Annotated in this window: 14 protein-coding genes; 3 read left to right on the top strand and 11 right to left on the bottom strand. The window is 72.2% G+C overall.

Annotated features, from left to right (window positions below; translation table 11 throughout):
- Window positions 1-64: 64 nt before the first annotated feature.
- Window positions 65-676, top strand: a complete 612-nt coding sequence (locus WME73_RS11790) for a Uma2 family endonuclease (protein ID WP_437915744.1) — start codon at window positions 65-67, stop codon at window positions 674-676.
- Window positions 677-945: 269 nt separating this feature from the next.
- On the opposite strand, the gene WME73_RS11785 is transcribed toward WME73_RS11790, so the two are convergent.
- The 11 genes from WME73_RS11785 to WME73_RS11735 form a co-directional block, all read right to left on the bottom strand.
- The gene (locus WME73_RS11785) at window positions 946-1,524 is read right to left on the bottom strand and encodes a Uma2 family endonuclease (RefSeq protein WP_437915743.1); all 579 of its coding nucleotides are present in this window, start codon (window positions 1,522-1,524) and stop codon (window positions 946-948) included.
- Window positions 1,525-1,697: 173 nt separating this feature from the next.
- The gene (locus WME73_RS11780; RefSeq protein ID WP_437915742.1) at window positions 1,698-3,392 is read right to left on the bottom strand and encodes a cytochrome c/ABC transporter substrate-binding protein; all 1,695 of its coding nucleotides are present in this window, start codon (window positions 3,390-3,392) and stop codon (window positions 1,698-1,700) included.
- Window positions 3,393-3,438: 46 nt separating this feature from the next.
- Window positions 3,439-4,161, bottom strand: a complete 723-nt coding sequence (locus WME73_RS11775; RefSeq protein WP_437915741.1) for an SCO family protein — start codon at window positions 4,159-4,161, stop codon at window positions 3,439-3,441.
- 8 nt (window positions 4,162-4,169) lie between these two features.
- Window positions 4,170-4,787, bottom strand: coding sequence for an SCO family protein (locus tag WME73_RS11770; RefSeq protein WP_437915740.1), 618 nt, complete (start codon window positions 4,785-4,787; stop codon window positions 4,170-4,172).
- Window positions 4,784-7,000 (bottom strand): YncE family protein, encoded by a 2,217-nt coding sequence (locus tag WME73_RS11765; RefSeq protein WP_437915739.1) that lies wholly within the window; start codon window positions 6,998-7,000, stop codon window positions 4,784-4,786. Before WME73_RS11765 ends, WME73_RS11770 begins: the two co-directional genes overlap by 4 nt.
- A 19-nt stretch (window positions 7,001-7,019) precedes the next feature.
- Window positions 7,020-11,732: a copper oxidase gene (locus WME73_RS11760; RefSeq protein WP_437915738.1), complete on the bottom strand. Its 4,713-nt coding sequence runs from the start codon at window positions 11,730-11,732 to the stop codon at window positions 7,020-7,022.
- A gap of 334 nt (window positions 11,733-12,066) precedes the next feature.
- Complete coding sequence (locus tag WME73_RS11755) at window positions 12,067-12,525, bottom strand: DUF3574 domain-containing protein (RefSeq protein WP_437915737.1); 459 nt, start codon at window positions 12,523-12,525, stop codon at window positions 12,067-12,069.
- Between the two features lie 133 nt (window positions 12,526-12,658).
- Complete coding sequence (locus WME73_RS11750; RefSeq protein WP_437745551.1) at window positions 12,659-13,030, bottom strand: DMT family transporter; 372 nt, start codon at window positions 13,028-13,030, stop codon at window positions 12,659-12,661.
- Between the two features lie 186 nt (window positions 13,031-13,216).
- Window positions 13,217-13,651: a nuclear transport factor 2 family protein gene (locus WME73_RS11745; protein WP_437551918.1), complete on the bottom strand. Its 435-nt coding sequence runs from the start codon at window positions 13,649-13,651 to the stop codon at window positions 13,217-13,219.
- Window positions 13,648-14,610, bottom strand: a complete 963-nt coding sequence (locus WME73_RS11740) for an aldo/keto reductase (RefSeq protein WP_437745549.1) — start codon at window positions 14,608-14,610, stop codon at window positions 13,648-13,650. Before WME73_RS11740 ends, WME73_RS11745 begins: the two co-directional genes overlap by 4 nt.
- A 56-nt stretch (window positions 14,611-14,666) precedes the next feature.
- The gene (locus WME73_RS11735) at window positions 14,667-15,758 is read right to left on the bottom strand and encodes a type III polyketide synthase (protein WP_437915736.1); all 1,092 of its coding nucleotides are present in this window, start codon (window positions 15,756-15,758) and stop codon (window positions 14,667-14,669) included.
- Window positions 15,759-16,364: 606 nt separating this feature from the next.
- Here WME73_RS11735 and WME73_RS11730 point away from each other — a divergent pair.
- Both WME73_RS11730 and WME73_RS11725 read left to right on the top strand, forming a co-directional pair.
- Window positions 16,365-16,976, top strand: a complete 612-nt coding sequence (locus tag WME73_RS11730) for a hypothetical protein (RefSeq protein ID WP_437915735.1) — start codon at window positions 16,365-16,367, stop codon at window positions 16,974-16,976.
- A gap of 259 nt (window positions 16,977-17,235) precedes the next feature.
- On the top strand, window positions 17,236-18,279 hold the full coding sequence (locus WME73_RS11725) for an OmpA/MotB family protein (RefSeq protein WP_437915734.1): 1,044 nt from the start codon (window positions 17,236-17,238) through the stop codon (window positions 18,277-18,279).
- Window positions 18,280-18,283 lie beyond the last annotated feature (4 nt).

Genomic DNA, 18,283 nt, shown 5'->3' with positions numbered 1-18,283 from the left:
GCCGCAGTGACGTGTCGCCAACGCCTGTGGTGCCCTCGAGAGCCGCCAGCGCTATCCTGCGGGCATGTCCGGAGCCGCTTCCGCCCATCGCCTCGCCACCGCGGACGATCTGTTGGCCATCCCCGAGCGCGAGCGTTTCCACGAGGTCATCGGTGGCGAGCTCGTTCGCAAGGCCATGCCGAGCGGCCCGCACGGGCGCGCCCAGATCCGGATCGGGAGCCGGATCAGCGGACCCTATGACCGGCGGCCCGGCGGCCGCTGGCCCGGAGGCTTATGGTTCGCGACCGAGGTCGAGGTCGAGCTGGAAACCCATGAGGTCTACCGTCCCGATGTGACGGGGTGGCTGCGCGAGCGCTTGCCGGAGCTGCCCCGCGAGGTGCCCATCCGGGTACGGCCGGACTGGGTATGTGAAGTGCTATCGCCGCCGAACAGCCGCAACGATCTGTTCAAGAAGCTCCGAACGTACCAGCGCTGCAAGGTGCCCCACTACTGGATCGTCGACCCCGAGACGGAGACGCTCATGGTCTACCGGTGGACGACAGAGGGATATCTGCTGGTGCTGGCAGCCGAGCGGGAGGATCGGGTCAGGCCCGAGCCTTTCGATGCGATCGTCCTGAAGGTAGGCACGCTGTTCGACGACGACGACGACGAGGACGAGGAGGAGCGGCAGCGGTGACGGAGCGCGGCCCCGCGACGCGGAGACAAGGGCACCGCGAGAGCGCCGATCACGTTGGAGTTCCCGAAGAAATCAACAGAAGGGAAGACAACCCGCAAGGGCGCAAGGGGAAGACAGAAACCATCGCGCCTCTGGTCCCTTGCGCCCCTTGCGGTTGAATTTTGACGTGATCGATCCTCTGGGATCGATCTTCCGGTCCGCGCAACAGCCACGGTGGCTACCGATAGGCCGGCCTCGTGGCGACTACGGGCGCGCGGCCTCCGCCCACGTCAGTCGCCGGCGAGCTCGAACGCGCCTTCGTACACCGCGTCGATCGAGATGGTAGCGCCGTTCGCCAGCGTCAGCGTGTCGCCGGCCTCCAGCACCCGGTAGCGCCAGGAGCCATCCGCCTCGCGACGATAGTGCTCGACCCGCGCAGACGCCTGCGAAACGAGCACGTAGTCGGTCAGCGAGGCGAGGCGCTGGTACGCCGCCCACTTCTTGCCGCGGTCGTAGGGCTCGGTGCTCTGCGAGAGGACCTCGACAAGGATGCACGGGTTCGTGAGGACATCGCTCGTGCCAGGTTCCGTGTCCATGGGGCCGCACACCACGACCGAGTCCGCATAAACGTAGCGCTGCCCTTGCTCGGCCGAGATCCGCTGATCGGACGTCAGCACGTGGCACCCCTTGCCGCGAACGGCCGCTCGAAGCTCCGCGATCATGGCGCCTGACAGCAAATTATGCCGAGGGCTGCCACCCGCCATCGCGAACACCTCGCCGAGATGGTACTCGTGCTTCGCAGGCTGGCCCCGCTCCCACGCCAGGTACTCCGCGGCGCTCATGTTCCGCATCGTGGCGGGATCACCCATGGCGCCGAGCCTAGCGCGACCCCGCATGGGGAACCAGCCCGGGGAGGCTCCCATCACCCTCGGTCGCTGAGCTCATCGGCTCGGGCGAGGACGCGCGCGCGATGGCTGCACTCGCCCTGGTCACGAGAGCACGGTGCGTGGGCAGGGAGGACCGATGTCGGGATGGCCCCGCCCTACGGGACCACCTCGATCCACTCCGACGCTCGCACGGTGGTGTCGGACGTCGGGTCCATCCAGAGAAGGCTCGCTCCGAGGATGCCGGTCCGGCGGTTCCGGGCGAAGGTCACGGGCGGCGCCGGGCCCGCGTCGAAGTCGCGCAGCCGCTCGAGCGCCGCGATCAGCCCCTCCCGCGTCGCATGAGCGCCGGCGCGCTTCAGCGCCTCGATCGCGATCTGCGCCGCGACGTAGGCGCTCGCCTGGATCCCGAGCGGCCCCGGCGCCACGCCTGCCCGGCGCAGGAACGCCTGCAGCGCTTGCTCTGACGCCCGCTCCCGCTCGCTCAGGGAGCCTGGGTACACGAACAGCACGCGGCCGGCGAGCTCGCGGGACGGCGCCACGGCGCTCCCGGCGAGCGAGCCCAGCGAGGCGTAGATCGGCGCGGCCGAGCCGGCGTCGTCCAGCGCCGCCCTGGCGCTCGCGAGGTCCGCGCCGGGGCCCCAGAAGAGAACGGCCCGCGCCCCGTGCGCCCGCGCCGCGCCGGCCACGTCGCGCGACGAGAGGTGGCCCGGCTCGAAGGAGAGCGCCTGCGGCGCAGGGAGGTCGCGGTGAGCAGCCTCCTCGCGCGCGCCCGACGCCCAGGCCTCGCCGGCGCGGTCGCGCGTGTGCACGATCAGCGCAAGCGCCCCCGCGGTCGCAGGAGCGCCGGCGAGGTGCTTGACCGCCACGCGGGCCAGCACGTCGGGCCCAGGCAGCACCTGGAACACGACGTCGTCGGCCCCGGCCGCGCCCCCTCGGGCGACATCCCGCGCGCGGCCAGGGGCGCCGCCGGCCAACCCGGGTGCGCCCGCCCCGCTGGCCAACCCGGGTGCGCCCGTCAGCGACAAGGGCCCCACGAGCGGCGCCCGCTCCTCCGAGAGGCGCGCCCGCAGCGCCGGATCCCCGTCGAAGGCGCTCCCCACCAGCGCCAGCACGCCCCGGTCCAGGAGGCGCGCCGTCGCCCCGGCCTCGCCCGCCGGCCCGGCGCTGTCCTCCACACGCAGCTCGAGCCTCCGCCGGTAGATGCCGCCCCGCGCGTTCACCTCGGCGAACGCCGCCATCAGCACGTCGCGCGCGGCCGCCCCCACCGGCGCCTCCGGCCCGGTCAGCGGCAGCGCGGCGCCCAGCGCCACCGAGCCCGCCGTGACGCCAGGGTCCAGATCCCGGCCGACACAACCCAGATAGTCAACAAGATCCGATAGATCCGCCTCTGCCAGGTGGTACCGCGGCATCACCGGGCTCAGCCACTGCCCCGCGGGCCCTCGCCCCTCGCGGATCGCCGTCACCAGCGCGGCGGCGGTCATCGCCCCCTCGCCTGCCCCCCTCCCCTGCCCTGCTCCCCCACCCCGCTCGCCGCTGGCCCCTAGGCGCAGCTCGGCCGCGAGCGGCGGCGCCGTCACGCCCCCCTCGGTCGTCCCCTGCCCGCTGGGGCCATGGCAGCCCGCGCAGGCGGCCTCGCGGCCGGAGAGCGCCGCGGCGCCGCCGACGATCGCGCCCTCGATGGCCCGGCCGTCCTCGGTCGCGCCGCGCTGGTAGATGCGCTTGCCGCGCCGGGCGGCCGGCGAGAGCTCCTCGCACGACGCCATCTCGCCCGCCGCAGGCGCGTGCGCCCGGGGCGCGCGATCGTCGCGGCCGAGCGCCCATGCCGCGACCGCGCAGATCCCCACCGGCACCGCAGCCAGGAGGCCGAGCCGCGCCCTCCCAGAACGGGCCCCCGGCCTAGCCACCGCCCGCGCTCCGCGCCGCAGCCCCTCGCGGCGGAAGCAACGCCCGGACCTCGTCCGCGAGGCGCCCCGGCGGCGCGATGCCCTCGACCCGCGTCCAGCGGCCCTCCGCCTCGCGCCCGATGAGCGTGATCGGCGCGTGCCGCTCCTTGATCGGAGCGCGCCCCCCGAGCGCATCCAGCACGCGGTTCACGCGCTCGCGCCGCCCCGTCAGGAACGACCAGCCCTTCCGCCGGCCGAACTTCTCGGCGTACGCGTTCAGCCGCTCCGGCGTGTCCATCGCGGGGTCCAGCGAGATCGAGACGAGCCGCACGTCCCGGTCCAGCGCGCCGCCGAGCTCGGCCTGGAGCCGGCCGAAGATGGCCGTCATCGGCGAGCAGATCGTCGTGCAGGTCGTGAAGATGAAATTGACGGCGAGCACCCGGTCCCTGGCGAGCTCGCGCAGGCGGACGGGGCGGCCGTCCTGATCCACGAGCTCCTCGTCCAGGACCTCGACGCCCGTCGCCGGCGAGGCGCGCACCTCCGCCGCGCCGTCCGCGGAGAGCCCAGGTGACCCCGCGGCAGCAGCGACGTCCGGAGGGAGCCCTGGCGGCCCCGCGGGAGCGGGGGCCGCGTGCTCGCCAGGAGGCGCGTTCCCGCTCCCGCGGCCGCACGAGGCCGCGGCGAGCGCGCCGGCCAGGACCAGCGCTTTCGATGCACCGAGCGACAGGAAACGCATTGTGGGCCTCACCGTGGGTCGTTGAGGTGCTGGACGGCGCGCGCGAGCGCCTCGGGCTCCTCGGTGGCGAACGCCTTCAGCCACATGCCGGTCGACGTGTCGCCGACGAGCAGCGTCATCGTGTGCTCGTCGGGGCGCTTCACCTGGCCGCCGAGGCGCTTCAGCACCGCGGCGACGTTCTCGGGCGTGCCGGTCAGGAAGTACCAGCCCTCGCCCGCCTTGAACTTCGCGGCGTACTCCTTCAGCGCGGCCGGCGTGTCGTTCTCCGGGTCGACCGTGATCGTCAGCATCGTCACCGCCTGCCCGCGCGCCCGCAGCAGCGCCTGCACGCGCGCGAGGTTCGCCGTCATCGTGGGGCAGACGCCCTTGCACGAGGTGAAGGCGAAGTTGATGAGCACCTTCCGGCCCCGCAGCAGCCCGTCGTAGAAGCGGTGCGCGCGGCCGTGCTGGTCGACGAGCTCGGTGTTGGTGAAGTACCGCGCCGCGGCGGCGTCGTCCTCCCGGGAGACGCCGCCGATCTTCATCCGCTCCACGCGCGGCGCCTTGCCCTCCGCGGGCGTGAAGCGCGCGGCCGAGGAGATCGCGAGCGCGAGGGCCGCCGCGGCGAGGGCCGCCCCGGGCCTCATCGCGCACCTCCGCCCTGCGCGCCAGCGCCGCGCGGGGAGACCCGCAGCGGGACGAACGGGAGCGCGCCGACAGGCGCCCCGCGCCCAGGGACGGCGGCGAGGAAGCGGTACTGGCCCGGCGCGGGCGGCGTGAACGCGACGGAGAACGTGCCGTCCCCGTCGGCCCGCGGCGCGCCGCGGAAGCGGTACCCGGCCGGGAACCGGACGACCATCACCTCGATGTCCTCAGCGTCGAGCGCGTCGAGCGGAGGGCCCCCTTCGCCCGCGGTCGCGCGGAAGCGCAGCGTCGCTGGCTCGCCCGCCGCGAGCCGCAGGTCGGGCTCGAAGAGCGGCGCGATCGCGATGTCCTTCACGGGGTCGCCCCCGCAGCCGGACGCGTCGGCCTCGCCGTCGCCCGGGGCGCAGCGCGCGGGCGCCACGGTGGCCTCGAGGCACACCCCCGTCCGCGGGCGGTCGAGGAGGAGCTCGACGTCGTAGAGCCCCCCCTCGCCGAGGCGCACCGTGGTCGCGTACACGCCCGGACGCACCTCCTTGAGCGACCTGTCCTCGACGAGGATCGATCGCGGCTCGCGGCCGTAGCTCGGCAAGGTGCCGATCGGGGCCATCATGCCCTCCACGTAGACGTAGAGCGCCCTGTCGGCCGGGCTCGCGACGAGGGCGCCGTTGCCCTCGGGCAGGGGGGCGATGGGCGTGGCGAGCGCGGCCGGCCCAGTCCGCGCGGCGGCGGCGAGAGGCGGGCCCTGGCCGACCGCGATGTCGACGAGGGGCGGGGCCGCCGGGCCGCCGAGGGCCGACCGGTCGACGAGCGAGACCCGCGCGGCGCCCCGGTTGCGGATGTAGGCGAAGGCCCCGGTGAAGGTGACCGCGTCCGGCGCGGCCAGCCCGGTGAGCGTGTGCGCCACCGCGCCCGTCGCGCCGTCGAGGACGGCGACCTCGTTCGCGGACGGGTTCAGCGCGAACGAGAACCGCCCGCCCGGGTCGAACTGGAGCGCGCCGAGCCCGGGCTTCAGGGCGACGCGCCCGGCGACGGCGCGGCGCGCGACGTCGAGGATCACGACCTCGCCGCGCGCGGCGTTCGCCGCGTGGACCACGCCCGCTTCATCGCTCGCCGCGATGGCGACGACCCCCTCGCCCACCGCGATCTCGCCGAGCGGCTCGAGCGTCTCGCCGTCCACCACGGCCACCGATTCGCCCTGCTGGCTCGTGATCCACGCGGCGCGGCCGCCGCCGGTAAAGGCGATCTCGTGGTGGCCCGGGCCCACCGGGAGCGTCTTCAGGACGTCCGTCGAGCGGACGTCGATCACGCTCACCGTCCCGTCGCCGTCGTTGCCCACCCAGACCGTGCGCCCGTCGGGGGCGACCACGACGCGCGACGGATCCTGGCCGACGGGGACGTTCGTCCGGACGAGCCCCCGCCGCGTGTCGACAACGGCGAGGCCCTGCCCGCCCCGGAGCGTCACGTAGAGGCTCTCCCGGTCGGGGTGCAGGACGAACGAGACGCCGCGGCCCGCGAGGCTGACCACGCTCCGGAGCTGCGTCCTGGCGAGGGCGACCTGCGGGTTGATGGCCGAGAGGGAGTTGTCCTGGTTCAGCGTCCAGAGGAGGTAGGCGTTCATGTCGACCTCGGGGCGCACGGACAGGAGGCCCGCCATGAAGCTCTTGATCTTCCCCCGGCACGCCGCCTCGTCCGGCGCGGCGTCGATCGCGCCGCTGGCGAGGCTCGCCGCGGGCGCGCCGCTGGCGAGGCTCGCCGCGGGCGCGCGGCCGGAGAAGCTCGCCGCGGCGGCGCCGTCCGCCCCGGCGCGGCGCGACATCCAGCCGAGCGGCGTGAGGCCACGGACCGGCGCGCCCGTGGACGCGTCGGTGATGGTGAACTCGGCCACGACGTCGGAGCCCGCCACCGCCGCGGCCGGCCCCGCCCCGAGGCCGGTCCCCCCGCCCTGCTGGCCGCGATCCAGCGGCCGCAGGGCGAACGCGATGGAGAGCCCATCGCGCTCGACCCGGCTCTCCTGCAGGGGAGCCGCCGGCTCCTCGGGCTGCGCCGGCGGCGCGAGCTGCGCCGGCTGCGCCGGCCGCTCGGCCCCCGGGTCCTGCGAGGCAGGGAGCGCCTCTCTCCGGCCGCAGCCGAGCGCCGTCGAGGCGCTGAGCCAGGCCAGCGAGAGCCAGAGTCCGCGCGCGCCCATCGAGGCGCCGTCCATCGAGATCCGTCGCATCACAGGCCCCTCCTCCCGCTCACGGCGTGACCCGCCAGATGCCCCAGAGCCCGCCGGTGAGCATGGCGTTCGACTGGTCCATGTAGAGGCGATCGCCGGGGACCTCGAACATGCCGCCCGACCTGAAGTAGGGAGTCACCGTCCACGCGGTCATGGGGCCGATGCCGCCGTGCGCGCTCACGGCGAAGCTCTTGCTGTTCCGGCCCTGGTACCGGGATCCCGAGCCTTGCGCCCACGGGTTGTACGCCCACTCCGTGTTCGAGAGCCCGAACGAGTGCTGGCGCCGGTGCCCCGAGGCCTGCAGCACCCGGAAGCGCACGCGGTCATAGCGCCCCGCCGTGAAGATCGGCGTCGCCGGATCGCCGCGCCCCGCCGAGCTGAAGACGCCGCTGACGTCGAGGCCCGGGCGGACGCCGAGAGGCGCGTCCGGCCCCACGCCGAGCCGCGCCCAGATGGGCTCGGCGCGGTAGTTGAACGCCTTGTGGCCAGTGAAGTCGGGATCGGGAGGGCCAGCGACGTTCGCGAGGGTGGCGCCGCAGCCAAGGGCCGGGTTGAGGCAGCGGAAAGCCGCCTGATCCGACTGCAAGGGCACCTCGTCCTGGTAGAGGAGCACGAACTCGCGGAACCAGATCTCGGAGCCGTTCTCGTCCCGGTGCTTCACCTGGGCGGCCGCGCGGGAGTCCCGGCTCGGGTACCAGACGGCGCCCTCCGGCTCGACGATCAGCGCGCCGATCCCGCCATGCATCGGGTGGTTCACCACGTCCGCCATGTCCTTGAGATTCACGGCGCCGAGCTCGATGGGCTGCCAGCGGACGTCGCCCCGCGCCGTCACGGAGATGTCGCCGGCATACCAGGTGTACGTCCGCTGCTTCCCGCGCTCGACCGTCTGATCGGGGTTCTGGCCCACGTTCGCGCCGTCGCTCGCCGTCACGTCATACCCCACGAGCTGCGGGTGCAGCGAGACGCGGTTCGACGGCTTCACCTGGTTGACGTTGAACCCGTCGACGATGGGAGCGTTGTAGTTCCAGTGAGGCGACTTCGGCGGATCCTCGGGCAGGTCGTTGACGAGCGTGACCTCGACGCACTCGCCGGCCGCCGCGCGCAGGACGAGCGGCTCGGGCGGGCGCGCGCCCGAGCGCAGGGCGGCAAGATCCTCCTCGAGGACGAACAGGATGGCGTTGGGATCGTTGAGCCCGTACGTGGCGTTGTACGTGAGGCGATCGCCCGGCAGGTTGCCCTTCGCGGTGATCGCGTGGACGACATACGCCCTCTTCTGCGCCTCGGGCGGGCACACCTCGACCTCCCGGCGCCTGCCCCTCCTCAGCGACGCGCCCGAGAGCGGCAGGAGATCCGGCTGCCGCTCGCCGTGGACGCGCAGGATGCCCCACCGCCCCTCCCAGAGATCGTCCGTCGGCGCGCCCGCATAGAGGTAGTCCGCGCCGCCCGCCGCGTTCTTCCGGAAGAGGGGCGCCGCGTCGAGCGCGAGATCCGCCTGCTCCGAGACGCCGATGGCCTGCCCGTTGGCGTAGCCGCTGTCGGGATCGGTCGGCTCGTTCAGCCACTTCTTCCCGTGCACGGTGAACACGTGCTGCTCCGCCTGCGCGCCCTGGGTGAGGCGGATCAGCGTGCGATCGCCCTCGTACGCGCGGAGCAGCGGCGTCGCGGGATCCCCGTGGACACGCGAGCTGAAGACGTTGTGCATGGCGCCGGCGTCGCCGCTCTTCTGGACGACCGCGCGCGTACTGCAGTTGCGCTCGGCGATCCGGAGCGGGATCGGCTCGTTCCGGTAATTGATGAGCCCGATGCCCGAGTCACGCCACGAGATCGCGTCGGGGGTGGGGGGCCCATGGGTGATGGCCACCGGCAGCGGCGCCGGCGCCTGCGACGACGGGTTCACCGGCCGGCCGCACTCGTCGTAGACGGGGCCGTAATCGGCGATGCTCAGGTTGAACTCGCGGAACGGGCTCCGGTGGTCTCCCGGGGGAAACAGGATGTCGGCGCGGTAGCTCGTCGGCCCGCCGTCGCTGCGATCGCCGAAGAGCGCTCCGGTCTCCGGATCGCGCCAGATCGAGCCGGCCGGCTCGACGACGAGGCCGCCGTAGAGCCCGTGGTGCTGGTGCGATGAGGCCGAGAAGTGATCGTGGGTGAAGGCCGTGCTCAGCGCGCGGTCCTGGCCGGCCTCGCTCATGATCGAATCGGCCCACCAGCGCTGTATCGTGGTCTGCGCCCCGAGCGACGGGCTCGTCATGCGCGGGTGGCGCGTCGGGTCCTCGAGCCGCACGCGCGCCCCGGGCTCGCCGCTCCTGACGCCGGCGGCGAGGGCCCCGCCGAGCGCGTTGGCCGCCTGGATGCGCGCCACCACCTCCTCCATCGCGAGGGCCCCGTCCTCGTAGTTGAAGCCGTTCGCCCCGCCGTCCGAGGAGGTGACGTCGAACTTCACGAGGTGGATGTGCTGGCCGATGACGTCGGTGGGCGTGAAGATCTGGAAGTCGTCCGCCGCGAGCGCCGCCGGGATGAGGTTCGTCGCGTGGAACACCACGCACTCGCCGGATTGCGCGCGGATGAACAGCGGCTCCGGCGCCCTCGTGCCGTCGAGGGTGGCCTCGACGTCCTTCTCGAGGACGATCATGCGGGCCTGCGCGTCGTGCCAGCCGGCCCGGTTCACCGGGGCGTTGGTCTGGACGTAGGCCGCGCGGTAGGTGCGCACCGGCGCGCCTGGCGGGCACGGGTCCGCGAAGGGGGCGCCCGCGGCCGGCGGCTGGCCGTTCACGAGGAAGAGCGCCGGCTTGCCGCCCGCCGTGAAGGCGGGGTAGCCCTTGACGGGGAAGCCGTAGCGCTCCGGCGCGCGCACGGCGCCCGGGAACGCGCCCGCGTGGAAGTTGGCGGCCGCCACCTCCGACGGGGTGCCGTCCTTCGGCAAGAGCTGCACGTCGGCCCTGGAGAGCTGCACGTCGAAGAGGCCGCGGCCGCCGGCCGCCGCGCCTCCCGGCGGGACGTTCGCGATGTAGTGGCGCGGGAGCCCGCCGTCGTGCTCCATGTCGCGGGGCGGCTGCGACGGCCGGTGCCCCGCGACCGCGGCGACGTAGAACGGATAACCCGGCATGGGGTCGCGCTCCTCGGTCTTCCCGTCGGCCATCCTGACCGACGTCCGCTCGTAGGTCGGCATCGGCGCCAGCGCGACGCCGGGGATCGGCACGACCGCGGGCGTGGGCGTCCCCGCCGCGAGCTCGCCGTCCGGGAGCGAGCGGTCCGGCGTGCCCGCCTCGAAGACGTCGTGTGTGCGCCAGAGCCCCCACATGCCCTGCGCGAAATGGGCATACAGGTGGCAGTGGTAGATGGCGTCTCCCACGGAGAGGTTGCGGTTGCCGCCTCCGCCATAGGTGATGTCATACGTGTAGGCGGCCCTCGGGCCGATGGTCTGCGAGTCGATGTACGCGCTCTTCTCGTTGCCCGGCGACCGCAGCCACTGGTGGCCGTGGAGGTGGAAGACGTGCGTCTCGCTGGGGCCGGCGTGGAGGTTCCTGACGCGGACGGGATCCCCGAGGTAACCGTGGGATACGTTCGAGGGGTCGTCCGGATAGAGGGCCTCTGTCGCGTTGCCGGCGTCGTCCCGGTCGATGTTCAGCGCCGGATCCCCGTTGACCCACGAGCTCAGGAAGAACTCCTCGAACTTGCACTCCTCGCAGCGCTTGCTCGGGCCGATCCTCCGCTTGTTGGCGAAGACGGCGCTGCCCAGGCTGGCGGCGCCGTAGTTGATGCCGAAGCCGGTGCGCACGCCGTTGTAGCGCGGGTCCGCCTGGTACTCCGCGATGGGCTGTACGACGCTCAGGATGTCGTGGAAGAGCACCGTGAACTCGCGGAAATAGCCCATGTCCTCGGAGGCGGGGGAGCCGACCTCCGTCTCGTCGAAGCCCGCGATGATGGCGTTGACGTCGCCGTGCACGATCTCGCCGGCGTCGTCGATCATCTTCAGGATCGGCCGACCGGACGCGTCGACCGCGTTGTAGTCGATGCGCGGCGTGCCGTCCGGGTTCGAGGGGTTCTGGGAGGCGGCCGAGAGCTCGGCGGCCGTCACCTGCGAGCGGTAGGCGACCGCGCCCGGCGGCTCGACGGTGACGGCGCCGTACAGCGTCTGGGAGATCCGCCGCCCCGGCCCGGGCTCCGAGCCGACCATGGCGCCGCCGCTGTGCATGAGGAACGTGCCCTCGCGGCCGGCGAAGAGCTCGTACTTGCGCGTCTCGCCCGGCGCGGCCAGCGAGCTCTCGTTGTTCCCGACGTCGCCCGCGAGCGCGTCGATGTTCCGGATCTGGAGCCCGACCACCTGGATCGAGGCGTCACGGGTCGACGCGGAGGTGCTCGGCAGCGCGCCGGTCGCGGGCGTGAGCCAGTTGGTGAACGAGATGGAGAGCCTGTCGCCGGCGTTGACCCGCAGGACGAGGGGCCTCGGGCGCTTGCCCGGCCGCAGCGTCGCGTTGCCAGGACCGATGGGCTTCGACGGATCGGCGGCCACCACGTCCCGGCGGAGCGCGTACACCATGCCCCCAGGGTTGAACGCGCCGAGGCGATCGTAGACGAACATCTGATCGATGGCCACGACGTCCGCGAACACCGTCCTTCCAGACGCGGGTGCATGGAAGTCGTAGCGCACCTCATCCTGGCTCTCCAGGACGCTCTCCTCCTCCGGAGGAGGCCCTTCGGAGCCGGAGCACCCAAGGACAGCCACCATCGTCATGGCCCATCCGGACCGCCAGGGAAGCCTCATCAGCACGGGGATCTCCTTGCTCCGGGTGGAGCCGAGCAGGAGCGCTCGCGTCGAACGCTTTTTTTGTATGAACGCCAGGCACGAGCACGCCGACGGATGCGCGCAATGCAATGCGCGGCCATGCGCCGACCGAAGCCTGGCAGTTGTAATAAAACTCTGTCTCCCAGCCCCCCTCGGGTCAAGAATCTTCGCGATCAGGGGCCCGCCGAGCCGAGAGAACAGGCGGTGTTCCGAACAGACACGCGCGGGACATGCGCTGTCCCCGCGGCGGGCGGAGCTCGCCCTTCAGCGGCGGTTCCAGGCGTCAGAAGCCGACGCAGACGGGCTCGTCGATACGCAGCACGGATTCCTGGTTGAAGCGAACCTTGTATTCCTTGCGGATCGCGTCGATGGCGTCCGAGGCGACCTGGCCGCCGTCGTGGAGGAGCATGATCAGCCGGCTGTCCTCGCGGATCAGCTTCCCCGTCGTCGCGAGGTACTGGCCGTCGACATCGAACTGGGTCAGCCCGTCCTTGAAGCGCGGGGTGACCGCCGTGTCGACGAACTGCTGCCACTCCGCCGGCGTCACGGGGGGTAGCTCGAACCGGTCCAGGCCGAAGAAGAGCTCGGTCCGCGTCATCGGATCGCCGCGCCCGCAGGCGGCGCCGGCCCGGTCGGGCGAGGGGTGCGCGGCGTCCTTGCGCGCGCCGTGGCACGCAGTGGTCGCGAGGGGCGTCGCGAGGAGCACGGCGAGCAAGGCACGCGGGAGCGTTCGGCTGCGCATGGCGGCGGTCTCCGGGGTGAGGGCGTTCGGGCGCGAGGCGCGCGCCACCGTACCACGGCCCCACGCCGAGGGCGGGCGGACCGGCAGGCCGGTCCGGGGGTCCGACGTCGCGCCGCGGAGGCCGGCCGCAGGCCTAGGTGATGTTGTACGCGAGCAGCGCGATCCCCGCCGCGATCAGGACGATGCCGCCGATCTGAAGCGCCGTCAGCGTCTCGTGCAGGAAGTAGACGGAGAAGACCGAGATGAGCAGAAAGCCGCCCGACGACATGATCGGATAGGCGATCGACAGGTTGATGCGCTTGAGCGCCAGGACGTAGAACAGGATGTTCGACGCGAAGAGCACGAGCCCCAGCACGAGGTGGTAGTTCTTGACGAGCGCGAGGCCCTTCTCGACGAGGGATAACCCCTCCATCGAGGTGACGCGCCGCGACGCCAGCTTCATCAGGATGTTCGCTGTCGCGTTGAAGACGAGGGCGATGATGAGGAAGAGGTAACCTTGAGCCATGGCTGACGTGCGGCGAGCGCGCTCCCCGGGGGAGCTCGCCGTGCCCGGGAGGGCACCGGCGCGGCGCGCAGCAGTAGCAGATCCGGGAGGATGGCGGGAACGACAAAGGGTGGGGCGAGGCCCTCGCGGCGTGGCCCGCGCCTCGCCACGCACCCCCGCTGACGCCCTGCGCGGCCCCTCGGCGCCTCAGGCGGGCGGGGCGCCGCTCTCGTCGCCGAGGAACGCCATCACGGAGGCCACGTCGTACGCGTTCTCCCAGTGCTCCGTGATCAGGCCCCCGCGGAAGCGCCAGACCCCGCAGAACGGCATCGCCAGGCTCGCGCCGCCGAGGTGGGCGCGCAGCACGCCGAACGCGGCGCCGAAGTGATCGTTGGCGAAGATGTGCTGCACGTCCATGAGCAGGGTGCCGCCGGTCATGCGGATCAGCTCGCGCTCGTGGGTGGCGGCGGCTGCCTTGCCGACGACGCGGCCGGCGGCCCTGTCGCGGCAGAGCTCCCGGTGCGCGGTGTGCAGGACCATGTCGTCGGCGACGAACTCCCCGATGCGCGACAGATCGGCGTAGAGGGTGCGCAGCTTCTGGACGTTCGGATGGGCGGCGCTGGTTTGCAGCTGGGTGCTCATGGCATCTCCTTCGTCTGGGCGGACCCCGATTCCGACGCCGATGGACGCCACGTCTTCGCTGCAGCAGCGGCGTCCTCGATGGCGGCCAGCTCGCTCTCGTCGAGCTTCATGTCCGCCGCGCGACAGTTCTCTTCCAGGTGCTTGATGGACGAGGTGCCGGGGATGGCGAGGATGGACGGCGACCTGTGCAGCAGCCAGGCGAGGGCCAGCTGGGCGGGCGTCGCGCCGCGCTCCTTGGCGAGCCCGGAGAGGACGCTGCCGGGCTTGGCGAGGTCGCCGTGTCCCATGGGGAACCACGGAATGAACGCCATGCCGTGCTGCTCGGCGTACCGCAGGGCCTTCTCCCCGGAGCGGTCCGCGACGTTGTACAGGTTCTCCACGGCGGCGATCTCGGTGATCTCGCGCGCCTTGGTGAGCTGCTCCACGGTGACCTCGGGCTGCCCGGAGAGGCCGATATGGTGGATCTTGCCCTGCTCCCGGAGCCGCGCGAGCTCGCCGAGCTGATCGGCCAGCGGTACGGCCGGGTCGATGCGGTGGAGCTGATAGAGCTCGATGCGCTCGAGCCCGAGGTTTCGCAGGCTCATCTCCACCTGCTGGCGGAGGTACGCCGGACGCCCGCACGGGACGATGTACGGGCGCCCCTGGACGGTCCAGTCCTCCGGTCCGGAGCGCAGCAGCCCGCCCTTGGTGGTGATCACGAGCCCCGCCGGGTACGGATGGAGGGCGCGGCGGATGATCTGCTCGTTCGTGTCCGGGCCGTAGGCGTCGGCGGTGTCGATGAAGTTGACCCCGAGGTCGACGGCGCGCCGCAGGAGCCGGACGGCCGCGTCCGGGTCGGCCGGCGGCCCCCAGTAGCCCGGCCCGGTCAGGTACATGGCGCCATAACCCATGCGGCAGACGGGACGGTCGCCGCCGAGCGTGAACCTCAGAGACGGCGTCTTGAGCGATGCGTTGGTCATCAGCCTTCCCTTCCTCTTCTCACACGATTTATATGGCAGGAGCGACAGGGCCGCTGTCACGCGGCGGAGGACGAACGCGCTCCGCCCCTGCTCTCGCCGTGATCGTTCACCCAGGAGCCGACGGCCATCTCCGCCGTGATCCCCGGGCCGAACCCCGCGATCACGCCGCGCGCGCCGTCGGGCATCGGCCTGTCCGCGAACAGGCGTCCTAGAGAGTCGAGCACCACCGCGCTCGCGATGTTGCCGTACTCCGTCAGCGTGGCCCTGCTGTACCGGAACGCCTCCTGGGGCACCTCCAGGTACCTGCACAGATCGTTGAGGATGCGCGGACCGCCCGCGTGGACGATGTAGAAGTCGAGGTTGCCCACGTCCCAGCCGTGGCTCGAGACGAGCCGGCGCATCACGGGGGCGAGGGGCTTCATAGTCCCGGGGACCCGCTTGTCGAGCCGGAAGTGAAACCCGGTGTCCTTGACGGCGTACGAGATCCACTCCTCGGTGTCCGGGATGAGATAAGCCTCGTTCCGCTCCAGCCGGATGCCTGTGCCTCCGCTGCCCCGGACGACGACCGCGCCCACCGCGTCCCCGAAGAGGCCGTCGGACAGGAGCGATCCGACGTCATCGTCCGTCGGCTGGTAGCAGAGGGAGCAGAACTCGCAGGCCACGATGAGCACGTTGGCCTTCATGTGCGCAGCGCAGAAGTCGTGCGCGCGGCTGATGGCCGCCGCCCCGGCCGCGCAGCCGAGCTGCGCCATGGGTATCTGGCGCGTGTCGTGCCGGAAGCCCATGGCGTTGATCAGATAGGCCGTCATAGACGGCATCATGAAGCCGGTGCACGAGACGAAGATGATGGCGTCGATGTCCCGCGCCGTGAGCTCGGCGTTCTCCAGCGCCTGCCGTATCACCGGCGGCACCCGTCGCTTGGCCTCCCGTTCGTAAATTCTATTTCTGATCTCGAAACCAGGGTGAGCGAGCGCCTGCTCCAGAGGCTGAACGATGTGGCGCTTCTGCACCCCGGTGCCGTTGATGAGCCGCAGTACGAGCTTCAGCTGCGGGTTTCTCGCGTGCAGCCGCTCCGCCAACTTCAGCGTTTCTTCCCGCGTGACGATGAACTCCGGAACCGCGACCTCCGGCCTGCACAGTGTGGCCATACTTCCCCCCTACACATGATGAACTCGGAACGTCCGGCGTCGGCCGAGCCGCGGCGAACGGCGCCATGGAGCGGCACACGGAAGCAAGGACGTCGCGTCGATCTACCGCGCCCCCGGCTCTACAAAGCCCGGAATTCCCTCCGGACGCCCATGGCGCCGCAGCGTCGGGCCGCCAACGATTCTATCGAGTACCGCAGGAATCACACATCGTCAACGAAAAGCGTGCGATTCCTAACAAGCCGTGTGCAATCAGCGAACACCCGACTCGCCATCCGTGCTCAACGTCGATTGTTCCTCATCCGTGCACACGTGCGTCCGCGCTCCCCGGCGGAGCGCAGCGCGGGCGGCGGCGCCCCGCGTCCCGCGCTGCGAGCGCGCCAGACGCAACCGGGTCTGCCCGGGGCAAGCCACCTCTCGCGCTCGCAGCGCACCGCGGACGGCGCGCCCTGCGGGCGGAGCATTGGCGCACGTTCAGAGTCGCAGTCTCGCGCGAGCGCCCCTCGGCGCATCGCCGGCGGCGCGCGCGAACATGGGTGTTCGCGCGCGAACGACCGATGAAGTGATGCCCTTCATCGGAGCCCTGCTATCGTGGGGTCAGGGGCCGTTGTGGTCCGCCTCCACACTGCCCCGGCAGGTGCCATTCCTGCTTTTACCGTCAACTTCGCCTCGCGACGTAAATCCACCGATGCCTGCCGCGGCGACGAGCGGCATGGGCTCGAGATGAACAGCACCTCTCGCGCGGGAACGAAGGACGAAGGCGAGAAAACCGTTAAACGACGACGGGGATCCACCGTGAGCGCGCACAACATGACATCGCTGCATACGGACAGCACGACGAGCACGACGACGCCCGCATCGGCCGAAAACCACGAAAGCCACGCGATCGATAGGCCATCGCTCCGGAGCGCGGCGCCTCCGGAGCGCGAGCCGGCGCTGCACCGGACGCCCGAGGACGGCCAGGGGCGAGGCGCCGACACCCGGATGACCGCGAGCCTCTTCTCGACATCGACATCAAAGACGCCGGGAGAGATCGACTCGGCGATGAAGATCCTGGCCAAGTCGGTCGCGCGGGAGCTGAGCAAGCATGGATATGGTCCTCGGGAGGCGATCGTCCTCTCGACGGAGCTCGTGCGGCTCATCTCTGCCGAGCTCGAGCACCGCAGGAAAATGCACCAGACCTCGCTGCCGAACGGCGCCGGCCAGGAGCGCCTGTCGTAGGCGAGCTCACCCGCATGGCGAGCGAGCGCGGGACCGCGCACAGGCGGATCGATCCCGGAGCGGACCGGTCCCTCAGCCCGGTCCCCTGCCGAGGTCTTCGAGGCCGGGGCGCGCGCCCCGGCCCGAACGTGGCCCGAACGTGGAATGAGCGCCGCCCGCGCCTTGTGGGATCACGGCCGCTCGGATAGGCTCCCGCCCGCTCAGCGCCCCGGCGCGAGGAGGATGGATCCGGATGATCCGGCGAGAAGGAGCCTGCCAAGTGCAATTGCCTGTTTCGGGTGTCGCAGAGGTGAGCGCGAAGGGGCGCGCCGAGGTCCCCCCTCCCCGCGCTGTCCGGCCCGCTTTCGCCGGGCGCGGCCTGGCCGCGCTGGTCGCGTCTGCGCTCCTCGCCGGGTGCGGCTACACCGAGTTCGAATGGCAAGCTCAGCTCGACCGGTCCGAGCGCCTCCAGCGCGAGCTCGTGGCCAGCCAGGCGCGCGTCCGCCAGCTGGAAGAGCAGGGCCCGCGCGGCGGCGCCGCGGCCGATCCACACTGGGCGAACGATCCGATCTCGGGCCTCGACGTCGGGCTGGGCGCGACGCCGCGCGGCGAGCCGGCCGGGGCCCGACCGGCGTCGGAGCGCGACAGCGACGTCCTCAGGGCGTTCCTGCCGGTCGCCGCCGGAGACGTCACGGTCGCGCCGCGCGACGGCCGCGTGGTCATCTCGATCCCGAGCCGGGTCCTGTTCAAGGGGAACCGCGACGCGCTCTCCCCGGCGGGGGAGAAGGTGCTGAGGGACATCGCCGCGATCATCCGCAGCAACGAGCCGCTCAAGGGCCTCGGCTACCAGGTCGTCGGCCACACGGCGAGCGGCACGCCTGGCGTGGCGTGGCGCAACGGCTGGGACGTGACGGTCGCCCAGGCGCGCGCCGTGCTGCTCTTCCTGGCGCAGCCCAAGGAGGCCGGCGTGCCCCTCGCGCGGCTCAGCCTGGCGAGCTTCGCCGATCTGCCGCCTGCCGACGCGGGCGGCGGCGCCGCGGCGCAACCGCCCGAGCCACGCGTGGAGATCGTGATCGAGGGGACAGCCCAGCTCCCGGAGGGCCCCGCTCGCCCGGCTGGCGCGGCACCGGCTGGCGCAGCACCGGCTGGCGCAGCACCGGCTGCACCGGCTGGCGCGGCCCCGGCTGGCGCGGCCCCGGCTGGCGCGGCCCCGGCTGGCGCGGCCCCGGCTGCACCGGCTGGTGCGGCCCCGGCTGGCGCGGCCCCGGCTGGCGCGGCGCGCCCGGGAGCCGGCACGAAGGGCGGGGACGATACGTATCCGTGAACGC

It is taken from the genome of Sorangium sp. So ce302 (assembly GCF_051530145.1).
Classification (GTDB): Bacteria; Myxococcota_A; Polyangia; order Polyangiales; family Polyangiaceae; genus Sorangium; species Sorangium cellulosum_B.
Note: the sequence above shows the minus strand (reverse complement) of the source record. Positions and strands in the feature narration are given on the sequence as shown.